This window comes from Nocardiopsis alborubida (assembly GCF_012396365.1).
GTDB lineage: Bacteria > Actinomycetota > Actinomycetes > Streptosporangiales > Streptosporangiaceae > Nocardiopsis > Nocardiopsis alborubida.
In genome coordinates this window covers 162,578-182,044 of sequence record NZ_JAAXPG010000001.1, presented here as the reverse complement: position 1 = coordinate 182,044, position 19,467 = coordinate 162,578, and the positions used below count along the sequence as shown (strand labels likewise).

General features: G+C 71.2%; 19 protein-coding genes. 12 read left to right on the top strand and 7 right to left on the bottom strand.

Annotated features, from left to right (window positions below; all coding sequences use genetic code 11):
- Window positions 1–57 precede the first annotated feature (57 nt).
- The 5 genes from hemC to HGB44_RS00850 all read right to left on the bottom strand — a co-directional run bounded on the left by hemC (window position 58) and on the right by HGB44_RS00850 (window position 4,392).
- Window positions 58–1,065, bottom strand: a complete 1,008-nt coding sequence (gene hemC, locus HGB44_RS00870) for a hydroxymethylbilane synthase (RefSeq protein WP_061081160.1) — start codon at window positions 1,063–1,065, stop codon at window positions 58–60.
- Window positions 1,062–2,567: a glutamyl-tRNA reductase gene (locus tag HGB44_RS00865; RefSeq protein WP_061081161.1), complete on the bottom strand. Its 1,506-nt coding sequence runs from the start codon at window positions 2,565–2,567 to the stop codon at window positions 1,062–1,064. The genes hemC and HGB44_RS00865 overlap by 4 nt, the downstream gene beginning before the upstream one ends.
- A 138-nt stretch (window positions 2,568–2,705) precedes the next feature.
- On the bottom strand, window positions 2,706–3,401 hold the full coding sequence (locus HGB44_RS00860) for a redox-sensing transcriptional repressor Rex (RefSeq protein ID WP_061081162.1): 696 nt from the start codon (window positions 3,399–3,401) through the stop codon (window positions 2,706–2,708).
- A 433-nt stretch (window positions 3,402–3,834) separates the two neighbouring features.
- Entirely contained in the window at window positions 3,835–4,101 is a 267-nt protein-coding gene (locus HGB44_RS00855) for a glutaredoxin family protein (protein WP_061081163.1), read from the bottom strand.
- Between the two features lie 33 nt (window positions 4,102–4,134).
- Complete coding sequence (locus HGB44_RS00850; protein WP_013155371.1) at window positions 4,135–4,392, bottom strand: MoaD/ThiS family protein; 258 nt, start codon at window positions 4,390–4,392, stop codon at window positions 4,135–4,137.
- Between the two features lie 107 nt (window positions 4,393–4,499).
- Here HGB44_RS00850 and HGB44_RS00845 point away from each other — a divergent pair, with 107 nt between their 5' ends.
- The 7 genes from HGB44_RS00845 (at window position 4,500) to HGB44_RS00815 (ending at window position 12,397) form a co-directional block, all read left to right on the top strand.
- Entirely contained in the window at window positions 4,500–5,267 is a 768-nt protein-coding gene (locus HGB44_RS00845; RefSeq protein ID WP_061081164.1) for a winged helix-turn-helix transcriptional regulator, read from the top strand.
- 345 nt (window positions 5,268–5,612) lie between these two features.
- Window positions 5,613–6,677 carry a hypothetical protein gene (locus tag HGB44_RS00840; RefSeq protein WP_061081165.1) on the top strand — a complete coding sequence of 355 codons (1,065 nt, stop codon included), beginning with the start codon at window positions 5,613–5,615 and terminating at the stop codon, window positions 6,675–6,677.
- 145 nt (window positions 6,678–6,822) lie between these two features.
- Entirely contained in the window at window positions 6,823–7,815 is a 993-nt protein-coding gene (gene mshD / locus HGB44_RS00835; protein WP_061081166.1) for a mycothiol synthase, read from the top strand.
- 328 nt (window positions 7,816–8,143) lie between these two features.
- Window positions 8,144–9,106 carry a phosphate ABC transporter permease subunit PstC gene (gene pstC, locus HGB44_RS00830; RefSeq protein ID WP_061081167.1) on the top strand — a complete coding sequence of 321 codons (963 nt, stop codon included), beginning with the start codon at window positions 8,144–8,146 and terminating at the stop codon, window positions 9,104–9,106.
- Complete coding sequence (gene pstA / locus HGB44_RS00825; protein WP_061081168.1) at window positions 9,106–10,185, top strand: phosphate ABC transporter permease PstA; 1,080 nt, start codon at window positions 9,106–9,108, stop codon at window positions 10,183–10,185. Before pstC ends, pstA begins: the two co-directional genes overlap by 1 nt.
- A 56-nt stretch (window positions 10,186–10,241) precedes the next feature.
- Window positions 10,242–11,021, top strand: a complete 780-nt coding sequence (gene pstB / locus HGB44_RS00820) for a phosphate ABC transporter ATP-binding protein PstB (protein ID WP_017563780.1) — start codon at window positions 10,242–10,244, stop codon at window positions 11,019–11,021.
- Window positions 11,022–11,431: 410 nt separating this feature from the next.
- Complete coding sequence (locus tag HGB44_RS00815; RefSeq protein WP_061081169.1) at window positions 11,432–12,397, top strand: nucleoside hydrolase; 966 nt, start codon at window positions 11,432–11,434, stop codon at window positions 12,395–12,397.
- A gap of 393 nt (window positions 12,398–12,790) precedes the next feature.
- Here the strand turns inward: HGB44_RS00815 and HGB44_RS00805 are convergent, their stop codons facing one another.
- Entirely contained in the window at window positions 12,791–13,408 is a 618-nt protein-coding gene (locus HGB44_RS00805; protein ID WP_013155381.1) for a DUF47 domain-containing protein, read from the bottom strand.
- Between the two features lie 425 nt (window positions 13,409–13,833).
- Here HGB44_RS00805 and HGB44_RS00800 point away from each other — a divergent pair, with 425 nt between their 5' ends.
- The 3 genes from HGB44_RS00800 to purM all read left to right on the top strand — a co-directional run bounded on the left by HGB44_RS00800 (window position 13,834) and on the right by purM (window position 16,984).
- A complete protein-coding gene (locus tag HGB44_RS00800; RefSeq protein WP_061081170.1) occupies window positions 13,834–14,310 on the top strand; it encodes a sterol carrier family protein in 477 nt (158 codons plus the stop codon).
- Between the two features lie 9 nt (window positions 14,311–14,319).
- On the top strand, window positions 14,320–15,816 hold the full coding sequence (gene purF, locus HGB44_RS00795) for an amidophosphoribosyltransferase (protein ID WP_061081171.1): 1,497 nt from the start codon (window positions 14,320–14,322) through the stop codon (window positions 15,814–15,816).
- Window positions 15,817–15,919: 103 nt separating this feature from the next.
- The gene (purM, locus tag HGB44_RS00790) at window positions 15,920–16,984 is read left to right on the top strand and encodes a phosphoribosylformylglycinamidine cyclo-ligase (protein ID WP_061081172.1); all 1,065 of its coding nucleotides are present in this window, start codon (window positions 15,920–15,922) and stop codon (window positions 16,982–16,984) included.
- Window positions 16,985–17,137: 153 nt separating this feature from the next.
- On the opposite strand, the gene HGB44_RS00785 is transcribed toward purM, so the two are convergent.
- A complete protein-coding gene (locus HGB44_RS00785) occupies window positions 17,138–17,365 on the bottom strand; it encodes a DUF3073 domain-containing protein (RefSeq protein ID WP_013155385.1) in 228 nt (75 codons plus the stop codon).
- A 234-nt stretch (window positions 17,366–17,599) separates the two neighbouring features.
- On the opposite strand from HGB44_RS00785, the gene HGB44_RS00780 reads away from it, so the two are divergent.
- Together HGB44_RS00780 and bldC are read left to right on the top strand one after the other, a co-directional pair.
- Window positions 17,600–18,451 carry a hypothetical protein gene (locus tag HGB44_RS00780; protein ID WP_061081173.1) on the top strand — a complete coding sequence of 284 codons (852 nt, stop codon included), beginning with the start codon at window positions 17,600–17,602 and terminating at the stop codon, window positions 18,449–18,451.
- A gap of 704 nt (window positions 18,452–19,155) precedes the next feature.
- The gene (bldC, locus tag HGB44_RS00775; protein ID WP_013155387.1) at window positions 19,156–19,359 is read left to right on the top strand and encodes a developmental transcriptional regulator BldC; all 204 of its coding nucleotides are present in this window, start codon (window positions 19,156–19,158) and stop codon (window positions 19,357–19,359) included.
- Window positions 19,360–19,467: the final 108 nt, after the last annotated feature.

Below are 19,467 nucleotides of genomic sequence, written 5' to 3'. Positions count from 1 at the left end.
GCTCCGGGGGCGGCGGTACGGCGGGCCAGGCCGAGGAGGCCCGCCGACTGCTCCTGCTTAGGGCGTGTCCCTCTCCGCGAAGGCCTCGGCCACGATGCGGTCGGCTCCCTCGGCGATCATCTGGCGGGCCAGGTCCCGGCCGAGCGCGGTGGCGGCGGCCAGGTCCCCGGGCGAGGCGAGGTCGACTGCGCGCTCGCGGCGCACGGCCTCCGACCCGTCGGTGGAGACCACGGCGGCGCGCAGGCGCAGGCGGCCCGCCTCGGCGTCGTACTGGGCGTAGGCGCCGACCGGGGCGGCGCAACCGGCCTCCAGCTCGGCGAGCACGGTGCGTTCGGCGACGACCTCGGCGCGGGTGGCGGGGTGGTCGACCGAGGCCAGGTAGGCGAGGTCGCCGTCGAGGCGCTCGGCGGAGCACTCGACGGCGAGGGCTCCCTGGCCGGGCGCGGGCAGCATCTGCTCGGGCTCGAAGACGTCGGTGACGTCGTCGGTCCGGCCGACGCGGCCGAGTCCGGCGTAGGCCAGGACGACGGCGTCGAGCTCTCCGGAGGCGACCTTGCCCAGACGGGTCTCGGCGTTGCCGCGGATCGGGACGTAGACCAGGTCCGGGCGCAGCGCGGCGAGCTGGGCGACCCGGCGCGGGGAGCCGGTGCCGATCCTGGCCCCCGCGGGCAGGTCGGCGAACTTCAGCCCGTCACGCGCGCACAGGGCGTCGCGCGGGTCGTCGCGCTCGGGGACGGCGGCCAGCACGAGCCCTTCGGCGGGCGTGGTGGGCAGGTCCTTGAGCGAGTGGACGGCGAAGTCGACGCCGCCCGCGTGGAGCTCGTCGCGCAGCGCGTTGACGAACACGCCGGTGCCGCCGAGCTGGGTCAGGTGCGCCTTGGTGACGTCGCCGAAGCTGGTGATCAGCTCCAGCTCGATCACCCTGCCGGTGCGTTCGGTGATGGCGTCGGCGACCATCCGCGACTGGCTGGTGGCCATGGTGCTGCGGCGGGTGCCGAGACGGGCCGGGGCGCCGTCGGCGGACGTGCCGTGGTCGGATGCGCCGTGGGCGGGCGTGCCGGTCATGACTTCTCCTGTGCGGTCCGTGCCGCGGTGGCGGTGCCCTCGGGGGCGGTGAGCGCCTCGGGGCTTGCGGGGTCGAGTGCGAAGAGTTCTCTCAGCGCCGCCTCGTAGGACTCCCCGTCCGGTGCGGCGGCCAGTTCCTTGACGCGCACGGTCGGTCTGTGCAGGAGCTTGTCGGCGACGCGGCGCATGGCGCGGCTGATCTCCTCGCGCGTGCGGTCGTCGAGGTCGGCGGGCAGGCGGCCGTGCAGGCGCGACAGCTCGGCGTCCACCACGTCCCTGGCCTGTGCGCGCAGGGCGACGACGGTGGGGGTCACCTGGTGGGCGCGGCGGACCGCGCGGAACTCGCTGACCTCCTCGTCGACGATGCCGCGCACGAGGGTGAGCGCGCTGTCGCGGCCGGTGTCGGCGCCGGGCGCGGTGGCGGCGGCCTGGCGCAGGTCCTCGATGTCGACCAGGCGCACGCCGGGCAGCTCGCGCACGGCCGGGTCGATGTCGCGGGGCAGCGCGAGGTCGAGGAAGACCAGGGGCCGCGTGCGCCCGGCGGTGGCGGCGGCCACGGCGTCGGCGTTCAGGACCAGCCCCTGGGCTCCGGTGCAGGAGATGACGAGGTCGACATCGGCCAGGACGCCTGCTGCGTCGGCGAAGGGGACGGCACGGGCGTCGACGGTGTCGTAGGCCTCGGTGAGGCACTCGGCCAGGCGCGCGGCCCGGTCGAAGGTGCGGTTGGCCACGACGACCGCCTCCGCGCCCTGGCGGGAGACGGTGTTGGCGGACAGGGCGCTCATGGACCCGGCGCCGAGGACGAGGACGCGCACGCCCGTGAGGGGGCCGTGCGCGGGCCGGGCGAGCCCGGGGGCGTCGGCGGTGTCGCCCGGGGCCGCGGACATGGGGCAGCCCGCGGGGGGCAGTGAACCCACGGTCTGGGCGGTCTGGACGGCGGTGGTCTGCGGCGCGCCGGTCGGGCCGAGCCCGAGTCCGCCGGAGGCGACGGTGAGGCCGAAGCTGACCATGTCGGCGCCCGCGTGGTCCAGGTGGGTCTCGGTGTGGGCGCGCTTGCCCACGCGCAGGGCGCGCTGGCCGAGGTCGTTGAGGACGCGGCCGACGGAGCCCGTCTCCTGGCCCTCCTTGAGGGCGTCGCGCACCTGGCCGAGGATCTGGCCCTCGCCGAGGACCATGGAGTCGAGTCCGCAGGTGACGGAGAACAGGTGCTGGACCGCGCGGTCCTCGTAGTGGACGTAGAGGTGCTCGGAGAGCTCGCCGAGGGGGACCCCCGTGTGCCAGGAGAGCAGCTCGGTGATGGCCGAGACGCCGCCGTGGAAGGCGGAGACGTCGGCGTAGACCTCGGTGCGGTTGCAGGTGGAGACCACCATGACCTCGTTGACGGGCTCGGAGCCGACCATCTCCGCGACCGCGTTGCCGCGGGTCTCCCCGTTCAGAGCGACACGTTCGAGGAGCGCCACCGGCGAACTCCGATGGCTCAACCCCACGGCCAGGACACTCATCCGCACTACTCCTATGCAGGCACCACACAGCGTCTTCGTATGCCCCGGCGGCGGCCAGGCCGCCGGAGGCGCGGCGCACGCTCGCTCATCGCCCACCGCTCATGCGGGCCTCACGGCCCGGATCGTCCATCCCTCAGGTCACGTCAGCTCCAGTCCCGCGCGTTCCGCGCCGCGGCCGTCGCCATCGGCCCTGCGCTGCGCGTGGAAGGCGAGGATCTGGAGTTCGATGGACAAGTCGACCTTACGCACATCGACCCCGTCCGGCACATTGAGTACGACCGGCGCGAAGTTGAGGATGCTGGCCACCCCGGCCTCGACGAAACGCGTCGCCACGCCCTGCGCGGAGACCGCCGGCGTCGTGATGACACCGATGGAAACTCTCTCGGAACGGACAACCTCCTCCAGGTTGTCAATATGCCTCACGTCCAGGGACGCGACACTCTGCCCCACCATCGCCGGGTCCGCGTCGAGCAGCGCCGCGATCCGGAACCCGCGGGTCCCGAACCCCCCGTAGTTGGCCAGTGCGCGGCCCAGGTTGCCGATCCCGACGATGGCCACGGCCCAGTCCTGGGTGAGACCAAGCTCACGCGAGATCTGGTAGACGAGGTACTCCACCTCGTAACCCACGCCACGCGTCCCGTAGGACCCGAGGTGGGACAGGTCCTTGCGCAGCTTGGCGGAGTTCACACCGGCCGCGGAGGCGAGGTCCTCGGAGGAGACGGTGAGGGTGCCCCGGTCCTGGAGGGTCTGGAGGGCGCGGAGGTAGACGGGGAGCCGGGCCACGGTGGCCTCCGGAATGCCCCTCTCCCGGGGCCGTGGTGGACGACTGGTCACAGGCGGGCGCTCCTGGGCAGCGGTCGGCGGGCGGGCGCGGAGGCGGTCCGGGCGGGAGGCGGGCCGCCAGGACCGGCGCGGGGAGCGGACGGGCTGCTGCCGCCGCACTCCCCCGGCATGTCTTGGGATACCTAGATTACGTGCTTGTGAAAGCACGCACAAAGTGGGGTCCGCTGTGACGGCGGGCTCATAAGTTCCCACCGGCAAGGGCCCCGGCGCCCCCGCGCAAACCTCCGGTGCGCACGTCGACAATTCGGGACAACCAAAGAACGTCATATGTGCATATTTGTGGGCACAGTCGTAGTTTTCGGGCTTACTTGGCTCTCGGGCAGAACCATTCACCCCTCAGGCGACGCCTCCCGGGGGCCGCCGAGAGACCTGTTCCCCGCACGGCACTCCGTCCCGACGCCCCCGAGAACGACCGCGCGTCCGCTCAACCGCCCAGGGCGGAGCGCAGGCGGTCCTCGCCCACCCTCCAGAAGTCGTGGCGGCGCCCGTCCACGAACGTCACCGGGACCTTGTCCCAGTACTCCTCGCGTTCGTCCGCGCCGACCTCGTCGAGCTGGTGCACCGCCCGGCTGGCACCGAGCTCGTCCGTGACCCGCTCGATGACCCCCCAGGCGTCCTCGCACAGATGGCATCCCGGCTTGCCGAGCATCACCACGCGCGCCCGACCCGCCCACTGGGGCGTTTCCGCCATGTTCCCCTCCTGTTTCCGGAGCCGTACGGCCCCTCAGCCGCCCGCGAAGGGCGGTAGGACCTCGATCACAGTGCCGTCCGCGACCGGCACGTCACCGTGCGCCCTGCGGCCGACCGGGCGCTCGTCGACCAGCAGTGAGGAGGATCCGAGTACGCGCTGGAAGCGGTCGTCCGGGTGCAGCCGACACGCCGCCTCCAGAGCCTCCGCGAGTGTGGCGGCCCCGACCGTTTCCTCGGCGGTTCCGGCGGCCTCCTTGGCCGCTGCCCAGTACCTGATAGTGCACTTCGCCATCCGTTGATTATCCTTGGTGTTGCTCGGAGGCGACGAATTGGACATCTTCACCGGGGGCAATGGCGCCTTCGATCGCCCGCGCAGAGCGGGGTGACGAGAAGAGACGCATGAGCCATCTGCTGCTGTTGACGAACTCGAACGAACCGTCCGACCACGTACTTCCCGCCCTCGGTCTCCTTCTGCACTCGGTGCGGGTGGCACCGGCGGAGGCGGGGGCCCTGCTGGCGTCGAACGCGGGCGGCGGCTCCGGCGCTCCGGTCGACGCCATCCTGGTCGACGCGCGGACCGACCTCGCCGCGGCCCGCAACTTCTGCCGCCTGCTCGACACCACGGGCCTGGACTGCCCCCTGATGGTGGTCCTGACCGAGGGCGGCGTCGCGGCGCTGACCCCCGACTGGCAGGTGAACGACTTCATCCTGTCCACCGCCGGTCCCGCGGAGGTCGAGGCGCGCCTGCGGCTGGCCGTGGGGTCGGCCGAGGCCGGGACGGACGACCCCGACGAGATCCGCAGGGGCGATCTCGTCATCGACGAGGCCACCTACATCGCGCGGCTGCGCGGCCGGATCCTCGACCTCACCTTCAAGGAGTTCGAACTGCTCAAGTTCCTGGCGCAGCACCCCGGCCGGGTGTTCACCCGGGCGCAGCTGCTCCAGGAGGTGTGGGGCTACGACTACTTCGGCGGCACCCGCACCATCGACGTCCACGTGCGGCGCCTGCGCGCCAAGCTGGGCTCGGAGTACGAGTCGCTGATCGGCACCGTGCGCAACGTGGGCTACCGCTTCGTGCCCGACCCGGTCGCCAAGGCGCCCGCGGCCGTGCCGGAGGGGGTCGACGCCCCGCCCGCCGCGCGCTCCGCCGAGCCCAGCGCGACGTAGCGGCCGGGCGGACGCAACCCGCGGGGAGCCGCCTCCTCCCGCCCGCGGGACGGCTCCGGGGCGCCCGTGCGGGCGCCCCGGAGCCGTTTCCGGACGCCCCGGGTCCACCGGCCCCCGGCGCTGCGGGGCCGGCCGCCTCCGGGTTCGCCGACCGCGCTCGCGGGCTCGGCCGTCCCTCGGACGAACGGCGCGGGAAGGGGCGTCCGAACACTCGTGTTCGACGGCCCCAGGTCCTAAGATCGTGTGGGCACCCCCACGCCGGGACGTCAGGCGCGGCGAAACTCCCCGCGGCCGGGTGCGCAGAAGCTGCCTTGGCGCGCCATCCGCGAGGAGGAGAACGCCCCGATGCCCACGAACGCCGCGAGACCCCCGCTCACCCCCGGACGCCGCCGCACGGCCGTCGCCCTGGGGGCCGTCTTCGTCGGTTCCAGCCTGGTCGCCGTCATGTCCCCGGCCCACGCGGAGCCGAGCCCCTCAGCGTCCGCGTCCCCGTCGGTCCCGCCCTCGCCGCCGCCGTCCGCCTCCCCCTCCCCCGAGCCCGTCGCATCGGCCGTCGTCTCCTTCGGGCGGGACTCCGACGAGGTGGATCTGGGCACTTCCGTCCCGGCCAACCCCCTCACCGCGACCAACACCGGCGACGCCGGCGTCTGCCTGCTCGCGATGAGCGTGAACGCCGACGGTTTCCGCGTCGACGGGTTCACTCCCCAGGAGGTCGCCCCGGGCGAGGCCGCGCCCGCCGGAGAGGTCACCGGCGAGACCCGCGCGTCCGCCGAGGTCGTGGCCACCCTCACCTACGCGCTCGCCCAGGAGGGCGTCGAGTGCGCGGCCCTGGACCCGGCGAAAGAGCACACCGTCTCCACCGGCACGTGGGCCATCTCGATCACCAGGCCCGAGCCCACCACTCCCCCGGATCCGACCGAGGAGCCCACGGAGGAGCCCACCGAGGAACCGGACGAGACCAAGGAACCCTCCGACCCGCCCGCGTCGGACGACGACCGCGGGGGGAGTTCCGGCGGCTCGGGCGGCTCCGGCGGCTCGGGCAACGGCGGCCGGTCCGGCGGCTCCGGCGGCACGCCCCGCTCCTCCGGAGGCGTGGAGGACGTGCCCACCAGCGACGTGCCCACCACCCGTGACAGTTTCCCGGACCTGCCGAGTGACGAGGCCGCCCTGCCCGGGGTCGTGCCCGGCGCGGAGAACCTCGCCGAACTGCCGACGGTGACCCCCGGCGGTCAGGACGACGACCTCGACGGCGCCGAGGTGGCCGCCGATCACAGCGACCTGGGGCCGAACATGGCCCCGGCGGTGCTGCTCGCCGCCTTCCTCCTCGCGCTGCTGCTCGCGGCCCCGCTCGCACCGATGCGGCGCGTCCGCGTCGGCGGCGGCTACCAGGGCAGGCGCCGCAGGAGGTAGGACGTCCCGGAGCCGCTCCCCGGCGGCCGCGCCGCCGGGGACGGCGCCCCGGCGACGCGCGGGGCGGGGCGGCTACCAGGACAAACACCCCGCCAGCCGTGGCTGACGGAAGTCCTGCGGTCAGCCCGTCGTAGGCTTTCGGTCCATGGACACCCCGCTAGTCACCGATGACCTGGACCGGACCCTGGCCGAACAGGTGCTGACGCTCGCCGAGGCCGCACGCGCGGCCGACGGGGTCGCACCGCTGTCGGAGCACACCCTGCTCCGCGTCAGACACGGCGCCCCCTCGGGGAGCAGCCGATTCCACCTGGCCCTGGAGGAGGGGCGCGCGATCGGCTTCGCGTTCGTGGAGCGCGTCGCGGGCGAGCCCGACTCCGGAGAGGTAGTCGTCCACCCCGACCACCGCGGCCGCGGGTACGGTACCGCCCTGCTGCACTCGGTGGACCGGGACGCCGGACCGGACGGGGTCCGCGTGTGGGCGCACGGGCGCACCCCGCAGGCGGTGTCGGTGGCGCGTGAGGACGGGTGGACCGCCGTCCGCGAACTCCACAAGATGCGGATGCCGCTGCGCGACATCGCCGAGGACGAGGCGGGCGGCCCCTGGGAGGCACCAGAGCTGCCCGAGCCCGAACTGCGGCCCGAGGTGGCCGAGCGGGTCCGGCTGCGCGCCTTCGTCGTCGGCCAGGACGAGCAGGCGTGGCTGGCGGCCAACGCGCGGGCGTTCGCCGACCACCCCGAGCAGGGCCAGCTCACCCTGGACGACCTGCTCCAGCGCGAGGTGGAGGACTGGTTCGACCCGCACGGCTTCTTCCTGGCCACCGCCAAGGACGGCGGAGTGGCCGCGTTCCACTGGACCAAGACCCACGCCGACGGCGCCGGGCTCACCGACGGCGATCCGGTGGGCGAGGTCTACGCGGTGGGCGTGGACCCCGAGTGGCAGGGCAGCGGCCTCGGCCGGGCCCTGACCCTGGCGGGTCTGCGACACCTGCGCGACGCCGGCCTGCCGTGGGTCCACCTGTACGTGGACGGCGACAACGAGGCCGCGGTGCGGCTGTACGAGTCGCTCGGATTCGCCATGTGGGACACCGACGTGATGTACGCGCCGCCGAGGGACGACGCCCCCCGCCCGAACGTGTGACCTGTCACATTCACCGGGCAATCCCCGGGCCGCCACGGGAGTGCGGCGCCTCGTTCATCTTCCGTTCACCTTGTTTGGGACAACTCGTCACCTCTTGCACCTACCTTCACATTCGGTGCGGCACGGCCACCCTCCACCACGGACCGTGGCGCGGTGACCGGCGATCGCCCCAGTACGGGACGCGGAGGGGCTCTCGGCGGGGAGACATCCCCCGACCAGCGGGAGAACCGCGCGTCGCAGGGAACAGACCAGGCACGCAGAAGGTGCACGGAACGCACCGCACCATCCGGGCGACCCGCCCCGAAACCTTCCGAACCGGAGCCAACCCATGACGACCACGGACGCCCCCGAGGCGGCACCGCCGCCCACGGGCAAGCGCCGGATCGGCGACGTCGCCTTCGCCGGGCTCGCCCGAGGCTCGGGCACCCTGATCCTGCTGATCCTCGCCGGTGTCGCCGCCTTCCTGCTCGTACAGGCCTGGCCGTCCCTGACCGCGAACACGGTGAACTTCCTCACCAGCACGGAGTGGGAGCCCAACGTCCGCGAGGACCCCGCGTTCGGTGTCGCCGCCCTGGCCTTCGGCACCGTCCTGGCCGCGGCCATCGCGCTGCTGCTGGCCACGCCGGTGGCGATCGGGATCGCGCTGTTCATCGTCTTCTACGCGCCGCGCAGACTCGCCTCGCTGCTCGGCTACCTGGTGGACCTGCTGGCCGCCATCCCCAGCGTCGTCTACGGCCTGTGGGGCATCGGCTTCCTCGCGCCGGAACTGGTTCCCGTGTACCAGGCGCTGACGCGCTACCTGGGCTGGATCCCGCTGTTCGAGGGCCCCGCCTCCACCTCGGCCCGCACCACCCTGACCGCGGGCGTGGTACTGGCCGTCATGATCCTGCCGATCATCACCGCGATGGCGCGCGACGTGTTCCGCCAGACCCCGCAGGGGCACCGCGAGGCGGCCCTGGCCATGGGCGCCACCCGCTGGGAGATGATCCGCCTGGCCGTGCTGCCCTTCGGCAAGTCCGGCGTGGTGGGCGGCGCCATGCTCGGCCTGGGCCGCGCCCTGGGCGAGACCATGGCCGTCGCGATGATCCTGTCCCCCTCCCTCATCGTCTCCTGGAACCTGTTGCAGAGCGGCAACCAGACCATCGCCGCGCACATCGCCCTCCAGTACCCCGAGGCCACCGGGTACGGCGTCTCCGCGCTGATCGCCGCCGGGCTGGTCCTGTTCGCGATCACCCTCGTCGTCAACATGGGCGCGCGCTACGTCGTGACCCGGGGGAGCAAGGAGTCTTGATGGACACGACGACCGCCCAGCCTCCCGGCCCCGAGGCGGGATCCACCGCGACCGACCTGCGTCGCGGCTCCCTGCCCCACCAGTTCCCCGCCGCCCTGCTGGCCTCCTCCGCCGCCGTGGTGGCCGGGGTCCTGCTGGCCTTCTCGTCCTTCGGGTTCCTGCTGTGGGGCCTGCTCACGGCCGCCGCGTACGTGGTGATCATCGTGACGGCCTCCGCCCGCGTCGAGGGCGGCCGCAAGGCCAAGGACCGCCTGGTCACCTCGCTGGTCTACCTGTGCTTCCTGCTGGCGATGCTGCCTCTGGTGTCGGTGCTGTGGACGGTGCTGAGCAACGGCATCGTCCGGTTCGACGGCTACTTCCTCACGGTGTCCATGAACGGCGTCCTGCCGAGCATGGACGCGGGCGGCGTCTACCACGCGATCGCGGGCACCCTGGCGATCACCGGCATGGCCACGCTCATCTCGGTGCCCATCGGCGTGATGACCGCCGTGTACCTCGTGGAGTACGCCGAGGGCCGCATGAAGCGGACCATCGTGTTCTTCGTCGACGTCATGACGGGCATCCCGTCGATCGTCGCCGGACTGTTCGTGGTGGCGCTGTGGATGATCCTGTTCGGCCCGGGCCGGACCAACGGCGCGGCGGGCGCGATCGCGCTGGCGGTGCTGATGATCCCGGTCGTGGTGCGCTCCAGCGAGGAGATGCTGCGGCTGGTGCCGCAGGACCTGCGCGAGGCCTCCTACGCCCTGGGGGTGCCCAAGTGGCGGACGATCACCAAGGTGGTGCTGCCCACCTCCGCGGCCGGTCTGACCACAGGAATCATGCTCGCCATCGCACGTGTTATCGGGGAGACGGCTCCTTTGATCCTCACCACGGGGTCGTCCGCGGTGTCGATCAACTGGAACCTGTTCGACGGACAGATGATGAACCTGCCGGTGTTCATCTACTCGCAGGTCCGCATGGGCGGCGCCGTCAACTACGAGAGGGCCTGGGCGGCGGCGCTGACCCTGATCCTGGTGGTGATGCTGCTGTTCTTCCTGGCCCGCATGATCGGCCGCCTGTTCGCGCCGAAGGCCCGTTGACCCCTACACCCACCGCCCACGCCCCGCGCGCGGAGCAGATTCACGAGGAACTTCCAGTGGCGAAACGTATCGACGTCTCCGGTCTCCACGTCTACTACGGCGACTTCAAGGCCGTGGAGGACGTGTCGATGACCATCGAGCCGCGGTCGGTGACGGCGTTCATCGGATCGTCGGGCTGCGGCAAGTCCACCTTCCTGCGGACCCTCAACCGGATGCACGAGGTGACCCAGGGAGCCCGCGTCCAGGGCAAGGTGCTCCTGGACGACCTGGACATCTACGGGCCCGACGTGGACCCGGTCATGGTGCGCAGCGAGGTCGGGATGGTCTTCCAGAAGGCCAACCCGTTCCCGACGATGTCGATCTACGACAACGTCATCGCCGGCGCCCGCCTCAACAACCGGCGGATGAGCAAGTCCGAGGCGGACGAGCTGGTGGAGGGTTCGCTGCGCGGCGCCAACCTGTGGGAGGAGGTCAAGGACCGGCTGAACAAGCCCGGTTCGGGCCTCTCGGGCGGCCAGCAGCAGCGCCTGTGCATCGCCCGCGCCACCGCGGTCAAGCCGTCGGTGCTGCTGATGGACGAGCCGTGCTCGGCGCTGGACCCGATCTCGACCCTGGCGATCGAGGACCTCATCCACCAGCTCAAGGAGAACTACACGATCGTCATCGTGACGCACAACATGCAGCAGGCGGCGCGTGTGTCCGACCGGACGGCCTTCTTCAACCTGTCGGCTCCGGGCAAGCCGGGCAAGCTCATCGAGATGGGCGAGACGAACCAGATGTTCACCCGGCCGGAGAAGAAGGAGACCGAGAACTATATCACCGGTCGGTTCGGCTAAACCGTTCCCTTCACCCCTCTGACCAGGGACGACCGGCGATCGGGTGGTCGGTTCGGCTAAACCGTTCCCTTCACCCCTCTGACCAGGGGCGTCCGGCGATCGGGCGGTCGGTTCGGCTCAACCGCTCCCTTCACCCCCCTGACCAGGGGCGACCGGCGATCGGGTGGTCGGTTCGGCTAAACCGTTCCCTTCACCCCTCTGACCAGGGACGACCGGCGATCGGGTGGTCGGTTCGGCTAAACCGTTCCCTTCACCCCTCTGACCAGGGGCGTCCGGCGATCGGGCGGCCGGTTCGGCTCAACCGCTCCCTTCACCCCCCTGACCAAGGGCGACCGGCGATCGGGTGGCCCGGTAGGGACCCGCCGGCAACGCCCGGAAACCCACGCTGACGAGAGAACACGAGGACAGGCGTGACCACACCCCTGGTGATCGACACCGACACCGCGCAGGACGACTGCGTTGCCCTCCTCGTCGGGCTGCTGGACCCCGAGGCGGACCTGCGAGCCGTCACCATGGTCGCGGGGAACGTCGGCTTCGACCAGCAGGTGCGCAACGCCTTCCTCACCCTCAGCGTGGCAGGCCGCCTGGGCGAGGTACCCGTGCACCTGGGCTGCCGCCGTCCGCTCGTGCGCCCGTGGGTGAGCGCGGAGAACGTGCACGGCGACGGGTCGGGAGGCCTGTCCATGGACGTCTCGGGGCTGGAGACCGAGCGCGAGCACGCGGTGGACGCCCTGGTCCGGCTGGCCGCGGAGAACCCCGGTGAGCTGTCGGTGGTGGCGATCGGGCCGCTGACCAACATCGCGATGGCGGCCGCCAAGGACCCCGACTTCGCCCGCAACGTCGGCGCCCTCTACGTCATGGGCGGGTCCAACAACGGCCGCGGCAACATCACCGCCGCCGCGGAGTTCAACTTCTACGTGGACCCGGAGTCGGCCAAGGCCGTGTTCGCGGCGGGCTTCGAGATCACCGTGGTCCCCTGGGACCCGCTGACGCTGCGCCAGGCCGTGTTCGGCCAGGAGCGGCTGGAGGCCCTCGCCGCCCTCGGCACCCCGCTGTCGGACTTCTTCGGGCGCGTGTGCGCCGCGACGCTGGAGTTCGACCGCAGGGTGGGCATCGACGGCACCACCCACCCCGACTCCCTGACCGCCGCGGTGCTGCTCCACCCGGAGCTGGTGCGCCGCTCCGCGCGGTACCACGTGGACGTGGAGACCGCCGGGGAGCTCACACGCGGATACTCGGCCATGTCCTGGGGCGTGCACGGACTGGAGGCGAACGCGACGGTGGTCGAGGAGATCGACGCCGACGGGTTCTTCGACCTCCTCGCCGGTCTGCTGTCCCGGCGCACCGCCCCGAACCGGGTCATCACCGGCCTGTAGACCCCGGCCTCCCGGTTTCCGGACACCTTCTGCGATGACCGGGAAGGGTCACCGACCCGTCCCCTTCGCTGTGATCTTGTACTTATAGCGGGGTTCGAGCGCCGACAGCGGCTACAAGTACAAGATCAGCGCAGGTCAGAGCCCTTGTGTCACACCAGCAACGGTTCCGGCCAGCCCGCTGAGGAACGACGCACCATCATCCTGACCGTGTTCCGCAAGACCCGAGCTCGCGGGTCAGCCGAGGTCAGGCGGGCGACGGGGCCGGGTACGAGGAGTACCCGGACGAGGCGGGCGGCGGGACGCCCCAGGGGCTCCGGAGCTCTTCGGCGGGCGGGGAGCGCACACCTCCCGCCCGCCGCTGGTCCCCACCGGGCAGGTTCGGGGGCCGGGGCCTCAGCCGTTCTTGACGACGATGGTCTCCACCGTGTTCGCGACGTGCTCGAACGCGTCCGCGGCGGTCTCCAGCTCCTCGATGACGTCCTTGAGCTTGAGGACGGTCAGGGCGTCGTACTCCCCGCTGAACAGGCGGGCGAGGAGCTTGCGGTAGATGCGGTCCGCCTGGTTCTCCAGTTGGTTGATCTCGATCCAGTACCGGGTCAGGTCCTCCAGCGTGCGCAGGCGGGGCATCGCCTCGGCGGTCAGCTCGGCGGCGCGCTCCAGCACCTCGATCTGGTCGATGATCCCCTTGGGGAGGCGCTCCAGGCCGTACAGGCCGATGAGGTCGACGGCGGCCTCCATGGAATCCATCACATCGTCCAGGTTGGAGGCCAGACGGTAGATGTCCTCCCGGTGGATGGGTGTCCCCGAGCTCTTGTTGAGGCGTCGCATGATCGCGTGGGTGGCGTCGTCACCCGCGTGCTCACAGGCACGCATCTTCTCGGTGATGGCCTCGCGATCGGCTCCGTCACTCATCAGCTCCACCAGCAGGCGGGCCGCGATGACCAGGTTGTTCGCCGAGTCGGTGAACATCTCGTAGTAACTGTCATCACGCGGGCGCAAGCGCAGGCGCACGTCGTTCTCCCGATGGTGCGGTGGTGTTCCTTGGTGGATGTTAAGCGCGTCGGCCAGTTGGTCCGGCGCGGCCGGGCTGGGCGGCGCCGGACCGGCGCCGAGGGGTTGGGCTGGCACGGACTTAGTCACCGCTTATTCATCTGACGGTGCCACCGCGTGGAACACCCTGGGGGTGCGGGGTCCATCGCAATCCTCCCAATCTCGACAACACCGGGACGGTTCGGGACGCTACCGTGTCCCGCTCTCGCTGGCCAGCGTCACGCTGAGACAGGAATCACCCAATTGAGCGGAGACCGGTGGACAGTTCCACCGGCATTCTTCGATGTCCACCTTCGGTCTATTTGCCCGCAATAACAAGTACCCCCTCCGTTCATCCATCCGATCACCCGGCCGCGCCGCAGGTCGGGGCCCGTAGGCTCACCTCCATGCCTTCCGCCCTGAGCGCGAGCGCCGTGCGGCGCCTCCGCGCGTCCCTGGACGAACAGCTCTCCGAACTGGGAGAGGCCCCCTTCGAGGGGGACGACGAGGCCGCCGTCGCCGCCTGCGCCGAGGCCGTGCTGCGCGCCGAGGAGCCCGTGCGCGCGGCCCTCAAGGCCGCCGTGCGGGGCACCCTGGCGGTGCTCGCGGACCGTGCCCCCGGTCACACCCTGGAGGTGCGCGTACCGCCGTACGGCGCCGTGCAGGCCGTCGAGGGCCCCCGCCACACCCGCGGCACCCCGCCGGGCGTCGTCGAGACCGACCCTCTCACCTGGCTGCGCGTGGCCACCGGCCGCACCCCCTGGGAACGGGCGGTGTCCGAGCACCTGGTGCGGGCCAGCGGCGTGCGCTCCGACCTGTCCGGGCACCTGCCCCTGTGGCCGGTACCTCCCCCGGGTGGTGCCCGGCCGACAGCCAGGCACTAAGCTGTGCGTGTGTCGTACTCCGACGGCCGGCTCACCATGGATCTCGATCCGCTCGAACGCGGCCCGCAGGACGCCTGCGGTGTCTTCGGGGTCTGGGCGCCCGGCGAAGAAGTCAGCAAGCTCACCTACTTCGGCCTCTACGCTCTGCAACACCGCGGACAGGAGTCCGCGGGCATCGCGTTGAGCGACGGGGAACGGATCGTCGTCTACAAGGACATGGGACTCGTCTCCCAGGTCTTCAACGAGGCGACCCTGGACTCCCTGCGCGGCCACCTCGCGATCGGTCACTGCCGCTACTCCACCACCGGGTCCCCGGTGTGGGAGAACGCACAGCCGACCTTCTACACGGCGCGTGAGGGGGGTCTGGCACTCGGCCACAACGGCAACCTGATCAACACCCCGGAACTGGCGGCGATGCTGCCCGACACGCGCCGGGGGGCCACCACCGACACCGAGGTCCTCACCAACCTGCTGGCCGAGCGGGCCAGGAGCGGCAGCTCCGTGGAGGACGCCGCCCTCGAGCTGCTCCCGCAGGTCAGGGGAGCCTTCTCGCTGGTGTTCATGGACGAGAACACCCTGTACGCGGCGCGCGATCCCCAGGGCATCCGCCCGTTCGTACTGGGCCGCCTGGGCGAGACCTCCGGCGCGGGCGGCTGGGTGGTCGCCAGCGAGACCGCCGCCCTGGACATCGTGGGCGCCAAGGTCGTGCGCGAGATCGAGCCCGGCGAGCTCCTCACCATCGACGAGCGCGGGGTCCGCTCCCGGCGCTTCGCGCCCGCCCGGCCCAAGGGCTGCCTGTTCGAGTACGTCTACCTGGCCCGCCCCGACACCACCATCGCGGGCCGCAACGTCAACTCCACCCGCGTGGAGGTGGGCCGCCGTCTGGCCCGGGAGCACCCGGTGGACGCCGACCTGGTCATCCCGGTGCCCGAGTCCGGCACGCCCGCCGCGGTCGGCTACGCCGAGGCCAGCGGCATCCCCTTCGCCCAGGGCCTGGTGAAGAACTCCTACGTGGGGCGCACCTTCATCCAGCCCAGCCAGACCCTGCGCCAGCTGGGCATCCGGCTCAAGCTCAACCCGCTGCGCGACGTCATCGAGGGCCGCCGCCTGGTGGTCGTGGACGATTCCATCGTGCGCGGCAACACCCAGCGGGCCCTGGTGCGGATGCTGCGCGACGCGGGCGCCGCCGAGGTGCACGTGCGCATCTCCAGCCCGCCCGTGCTGTGGCCCTGCTACTACGGCATCGACTTCGCCACGCGCGCCGAGCTCATCGCGGCGAACATGTCCGTGGACGAGATCGCCGCCTCGGTCAACGCCGACTCCCTGGCCTACGTGGACCTCGACGAGCTCATCGCCGCGTCGGAGGTGCCCAAGGACAACCTGTGCCGGGCCTGTTTCGACGGCGTGTACCCGATCGAGGTGCGCGACGACGCACGGGGCAAGTACCTGCTGGAGAAGTCCTGCGGCACGCCCGAGGGATCGACGCTGGCCACCAGCGACAAGTAGTCCGCCGCCGGGTCCGCACGGGCCCGTGCGGCGGCTCCGCCGTGCCCTGGAAGGGGAGGCGGGGACCGCACCACCACAGCGACACAGCACGAGGAGAACTGGCGTGGCAGCCGAAAGCACGGGGACGTCGGGCGCGTACGCGGCCGCCGGGGTGGACATCGCCGCCGGCGAGCGCGCCGTCGACCTGATGAAGCGCCACGTGGCGCGCACCCGCAGGCCCGAGCAGGTGACCGACGCCAGCGGCTTCGCGGGCCTGTTCCGGCTCGACACGAACAAGTACAGGGACCCGGTCCTGGCGACCTCCACCGACGGTGTGGGCACCAAGGTGATGCTCGCCCAGCAGATGGACCGGCACGACACGATCGGCATCGACCTGGTGGCGATGGTCGTCGACGACCTCGTGGTCAGCGGGGCCGAGCCCCTGTTCATGACCGACTACGTCGCCTGCGGCGCGGTGGTGCCCGAGCGCATCGCGGAGATCGTCGGCGGCATCGCCGAGGGCTGCCACCAGGCGGGCTGCGCGCTGGTCGGCGGGGAGACCGCCGAGCACCCGGGCGCCATGGAGCCGGACGAGTACGACCTGGCCGGTGCGGGCACCGGCGTGGTGGAGGGCGACGCGATCCTCGGCCAGGACCGGGTCCGCGAGGGAGACGCCGTCATCGCGATGGGCTCCTCGGGTCCGCACTCCAACGGCTACTCGCTCATCCGCGACATCGTGGACCGGGCGGACCTGGACCTGTTCGCGCACGTCCCGGAGCTGGACGGGGTGCTGGGCGAGGTGCTGCTCACCCCGACCCGGGTGTACGCCAAGGACTGTGTGGCGCTGACCGGGGCCGTGGAGGTGCACGCCTACGCGCACATCACCGGCGGCGGGCTGGCGGCCAACCTGTCGCGCTCCCTGCCCGGCCACCTGGACGCGGAGCTGGACCGCTCCACCTGGGCGCCCGCCCCCGTGTTCGGCTACCTGGCCGACAGGGGAGGCGTGGGCCGGGAGGACATGGAGGCCACGTTCAACATGGGCGTGGGCATGGCGGCGATCGTCGCGGCGGAGGACGCCGAACGCGCCCTGCGGGTACTGTCCGACCGCGGCGTCCCGGCCTGGCGGCTGGGCACGGTGACGGCCGGTTCGGGACAGGCTGTCCTGACCGGGGAGTACCGCGGCGCGTGAGGAACGGACGCGAACATAGCCGGTGCGAACCACCACAGTGGTTCGCACCGGCTATATCCACCTGTCCGCTACGGCTCCCGGGTGCGGGAGCCGCGACCGCCACAGGTCAGCGGTTGTTGTCCGAGCGGCCTGAAGGTCTCGGTCTACCGGGTACTACTTGTCCGAGTCCGAGTACTTGTCGGCAAGATCCGCGTAACGGTCGACCAGGTCGTCGTGAGAATCCGCGTAGGAATCATCCGGACCCGACGGCCCGGAGGGAGACCCCTCGTCCTCAGCGACACCCAGCTCTGACCGCAGCCGCTCAAGGTCGGTCCCGCCGGAGCTGTACTTGAGCTTCCGGGCGACCTTCTGCTGCTTGGCCTTGGCTCGGCCGCGCCCCATTGGCTCGACCCCCTCAACGATTGGGTTCCGACGAACCCCAGATCACTTACAAACCCGCACTATCGGGCTGACGGCCGTCAAACGCGACTGACGACAGGCGCCAGCTTACGTACACATACAACCGTACCTGGTCGGCCCCCGTCGTGCCTACGCCACCCGGGTGTGACGGATGTGGTGAGCGCACGTAGCGGCGGCCGCACAGGCTACCCCGTGGTGAGTGCCACAGACAACGATATGTGCCACGATGCGTTCGTGCTGCCCTACACCGCCTATCTCCGCGTCTACCAGCCGATCAACGCCTTCTCTCCGTACGATCGCGGTTACTGGGAGGAGTACGCGGCCTCGCCCGACCGGCCCCGGCGGATCAACGCGCTGGCGGCCGAGCACGCCGAGAGCCTGAGCCGCCTGGTGGCCACACCCCCGGTGGTGGCGCCGACGGAGGAGAGCCGCAACGCCTACCTGCGGCGGGTGAACGAGCGGCTGTACGTCTGCCCCTGGCAGACCCGGCTGCGCTCGTGGCGGGCCTTCACCGAGTTCACCGGCACGATGCCGGTGGGGCTGAGCACGGCGTTCGTGCCCCTGACCGAGGCGGAGCGGGCCGAGGAGGGCTACCGCGAGTGGCGGGACTCGGGCGCGCTGGTGCGCCCGGGCATCCTGTCGAGCAACTGGACCGTGCCGATCCCGTGGTTCGTGCCCTTCGAGGCCCAGGAGCGGTGCCTGGTGCTGTCGGCGGACTCCACCCGGACCCTGCTGTACCTGACGCGGACCTCGCTGGCGCTGAGGCGGCTGGAGCAGACGGCGGCGGTGCTGCGGGAGCACATCGGCGAACACGCGGTGTCGGCCGCCACCGAGCAGCTGACGGACTGGCTGTCGCTGACCGCGCACCCCGACTCGCTGCTGGAACTGGACTACGGCGGACTGCCGCACCTCCTCAGCGACGACCACCTCGGCGAGGACCACTCGGTGGCGGAGGTGGCGGGGGCGATCGAGGCCCTGGCGACGGGGGACGGCCGACGCGTGGTGGAGCTGCGCGAGAGGCTCACCCGACGCTGGAGGTCGGTGCGCGCACTGGAGCACGCCAACTGAGGGTTACGGTGTCGCCAGGTTTTCGCGGGCACCCGCTGTCTTCTGTCGTCATCCGGGAGGGCGGACACGTGCGCGCCACGCCGGTTACCAACCTGGTACACCAGGTTTCTCTCCCTTCCTCCGCGATCTTTTCGCATGTGACAAGGGTGCGAGCCCGGACGTCGTCCGCGCACGACATCAAGAGTCGTGAAACTGGGCATAACGCCCGATAGGGATCGGCATAGACTGTAGCCGACCGATCACAGAGAGCACCGCCAGTAATCAGGAAACCCTTGCCACGCGGGGAATCCGCGCGGCCCGACCGCCAGCCGAAGCACACGGCGCCCCTCCCCCGCCGGTCCGCCTCCTCCCCCGCACGCGAACCACACACCGAGGGCCCGGGACTCCGCCACGCTCCACGGAGCCGGGTTTCGGTCAGGCAGCCGTAGCACTTCGGGTACTCCGCATCGAGAAAAACGAGGCCGGAGAACGAAGTTTTGACCGAATACGCCACATGCCACTAAACGTGTCGCTAGAATCACTTAGCGTGACGCGGCCACGGGCGGCTTTCTTTGGCCTCCCACGTGCAAAGTTGCTTGGAGTGGTCGTACAATCACCTCGGGTGATGCCAATATAGACCTAGAGGGAATATTGGACATCCGGGCCAAGTGCCAGGATTAAGGCTCAAGGATCGGCACACAGATCCAGGAGGAGAGGCCGTACACATGTCAACTCGCACGCCCGAGGCGGAGCCCCTGTTGACCCCCGCCGAGGTTGCCACCATGTTCCGTGTGGACCCCAAGACCGTGACACGCTGGGCGAAGGCGGGCAAGCTGACCTCGATCCGCACCTTGGGCGGACACCGCCGCTACCGCGAGACCGAAGTCCGCGCCCTGCTGGCCGGAATCCCCAGCCAGCGTACGGAGTGATCTCCCCTGTCTGTGCCGGTTCCGGGGGGAACGGCCGGACGGGCTCCGGCCGCTGACAGCGGCTGACGAGGGTCGAGGGCGGGTCTTCCCACAGGAGGCCCGCCTTCC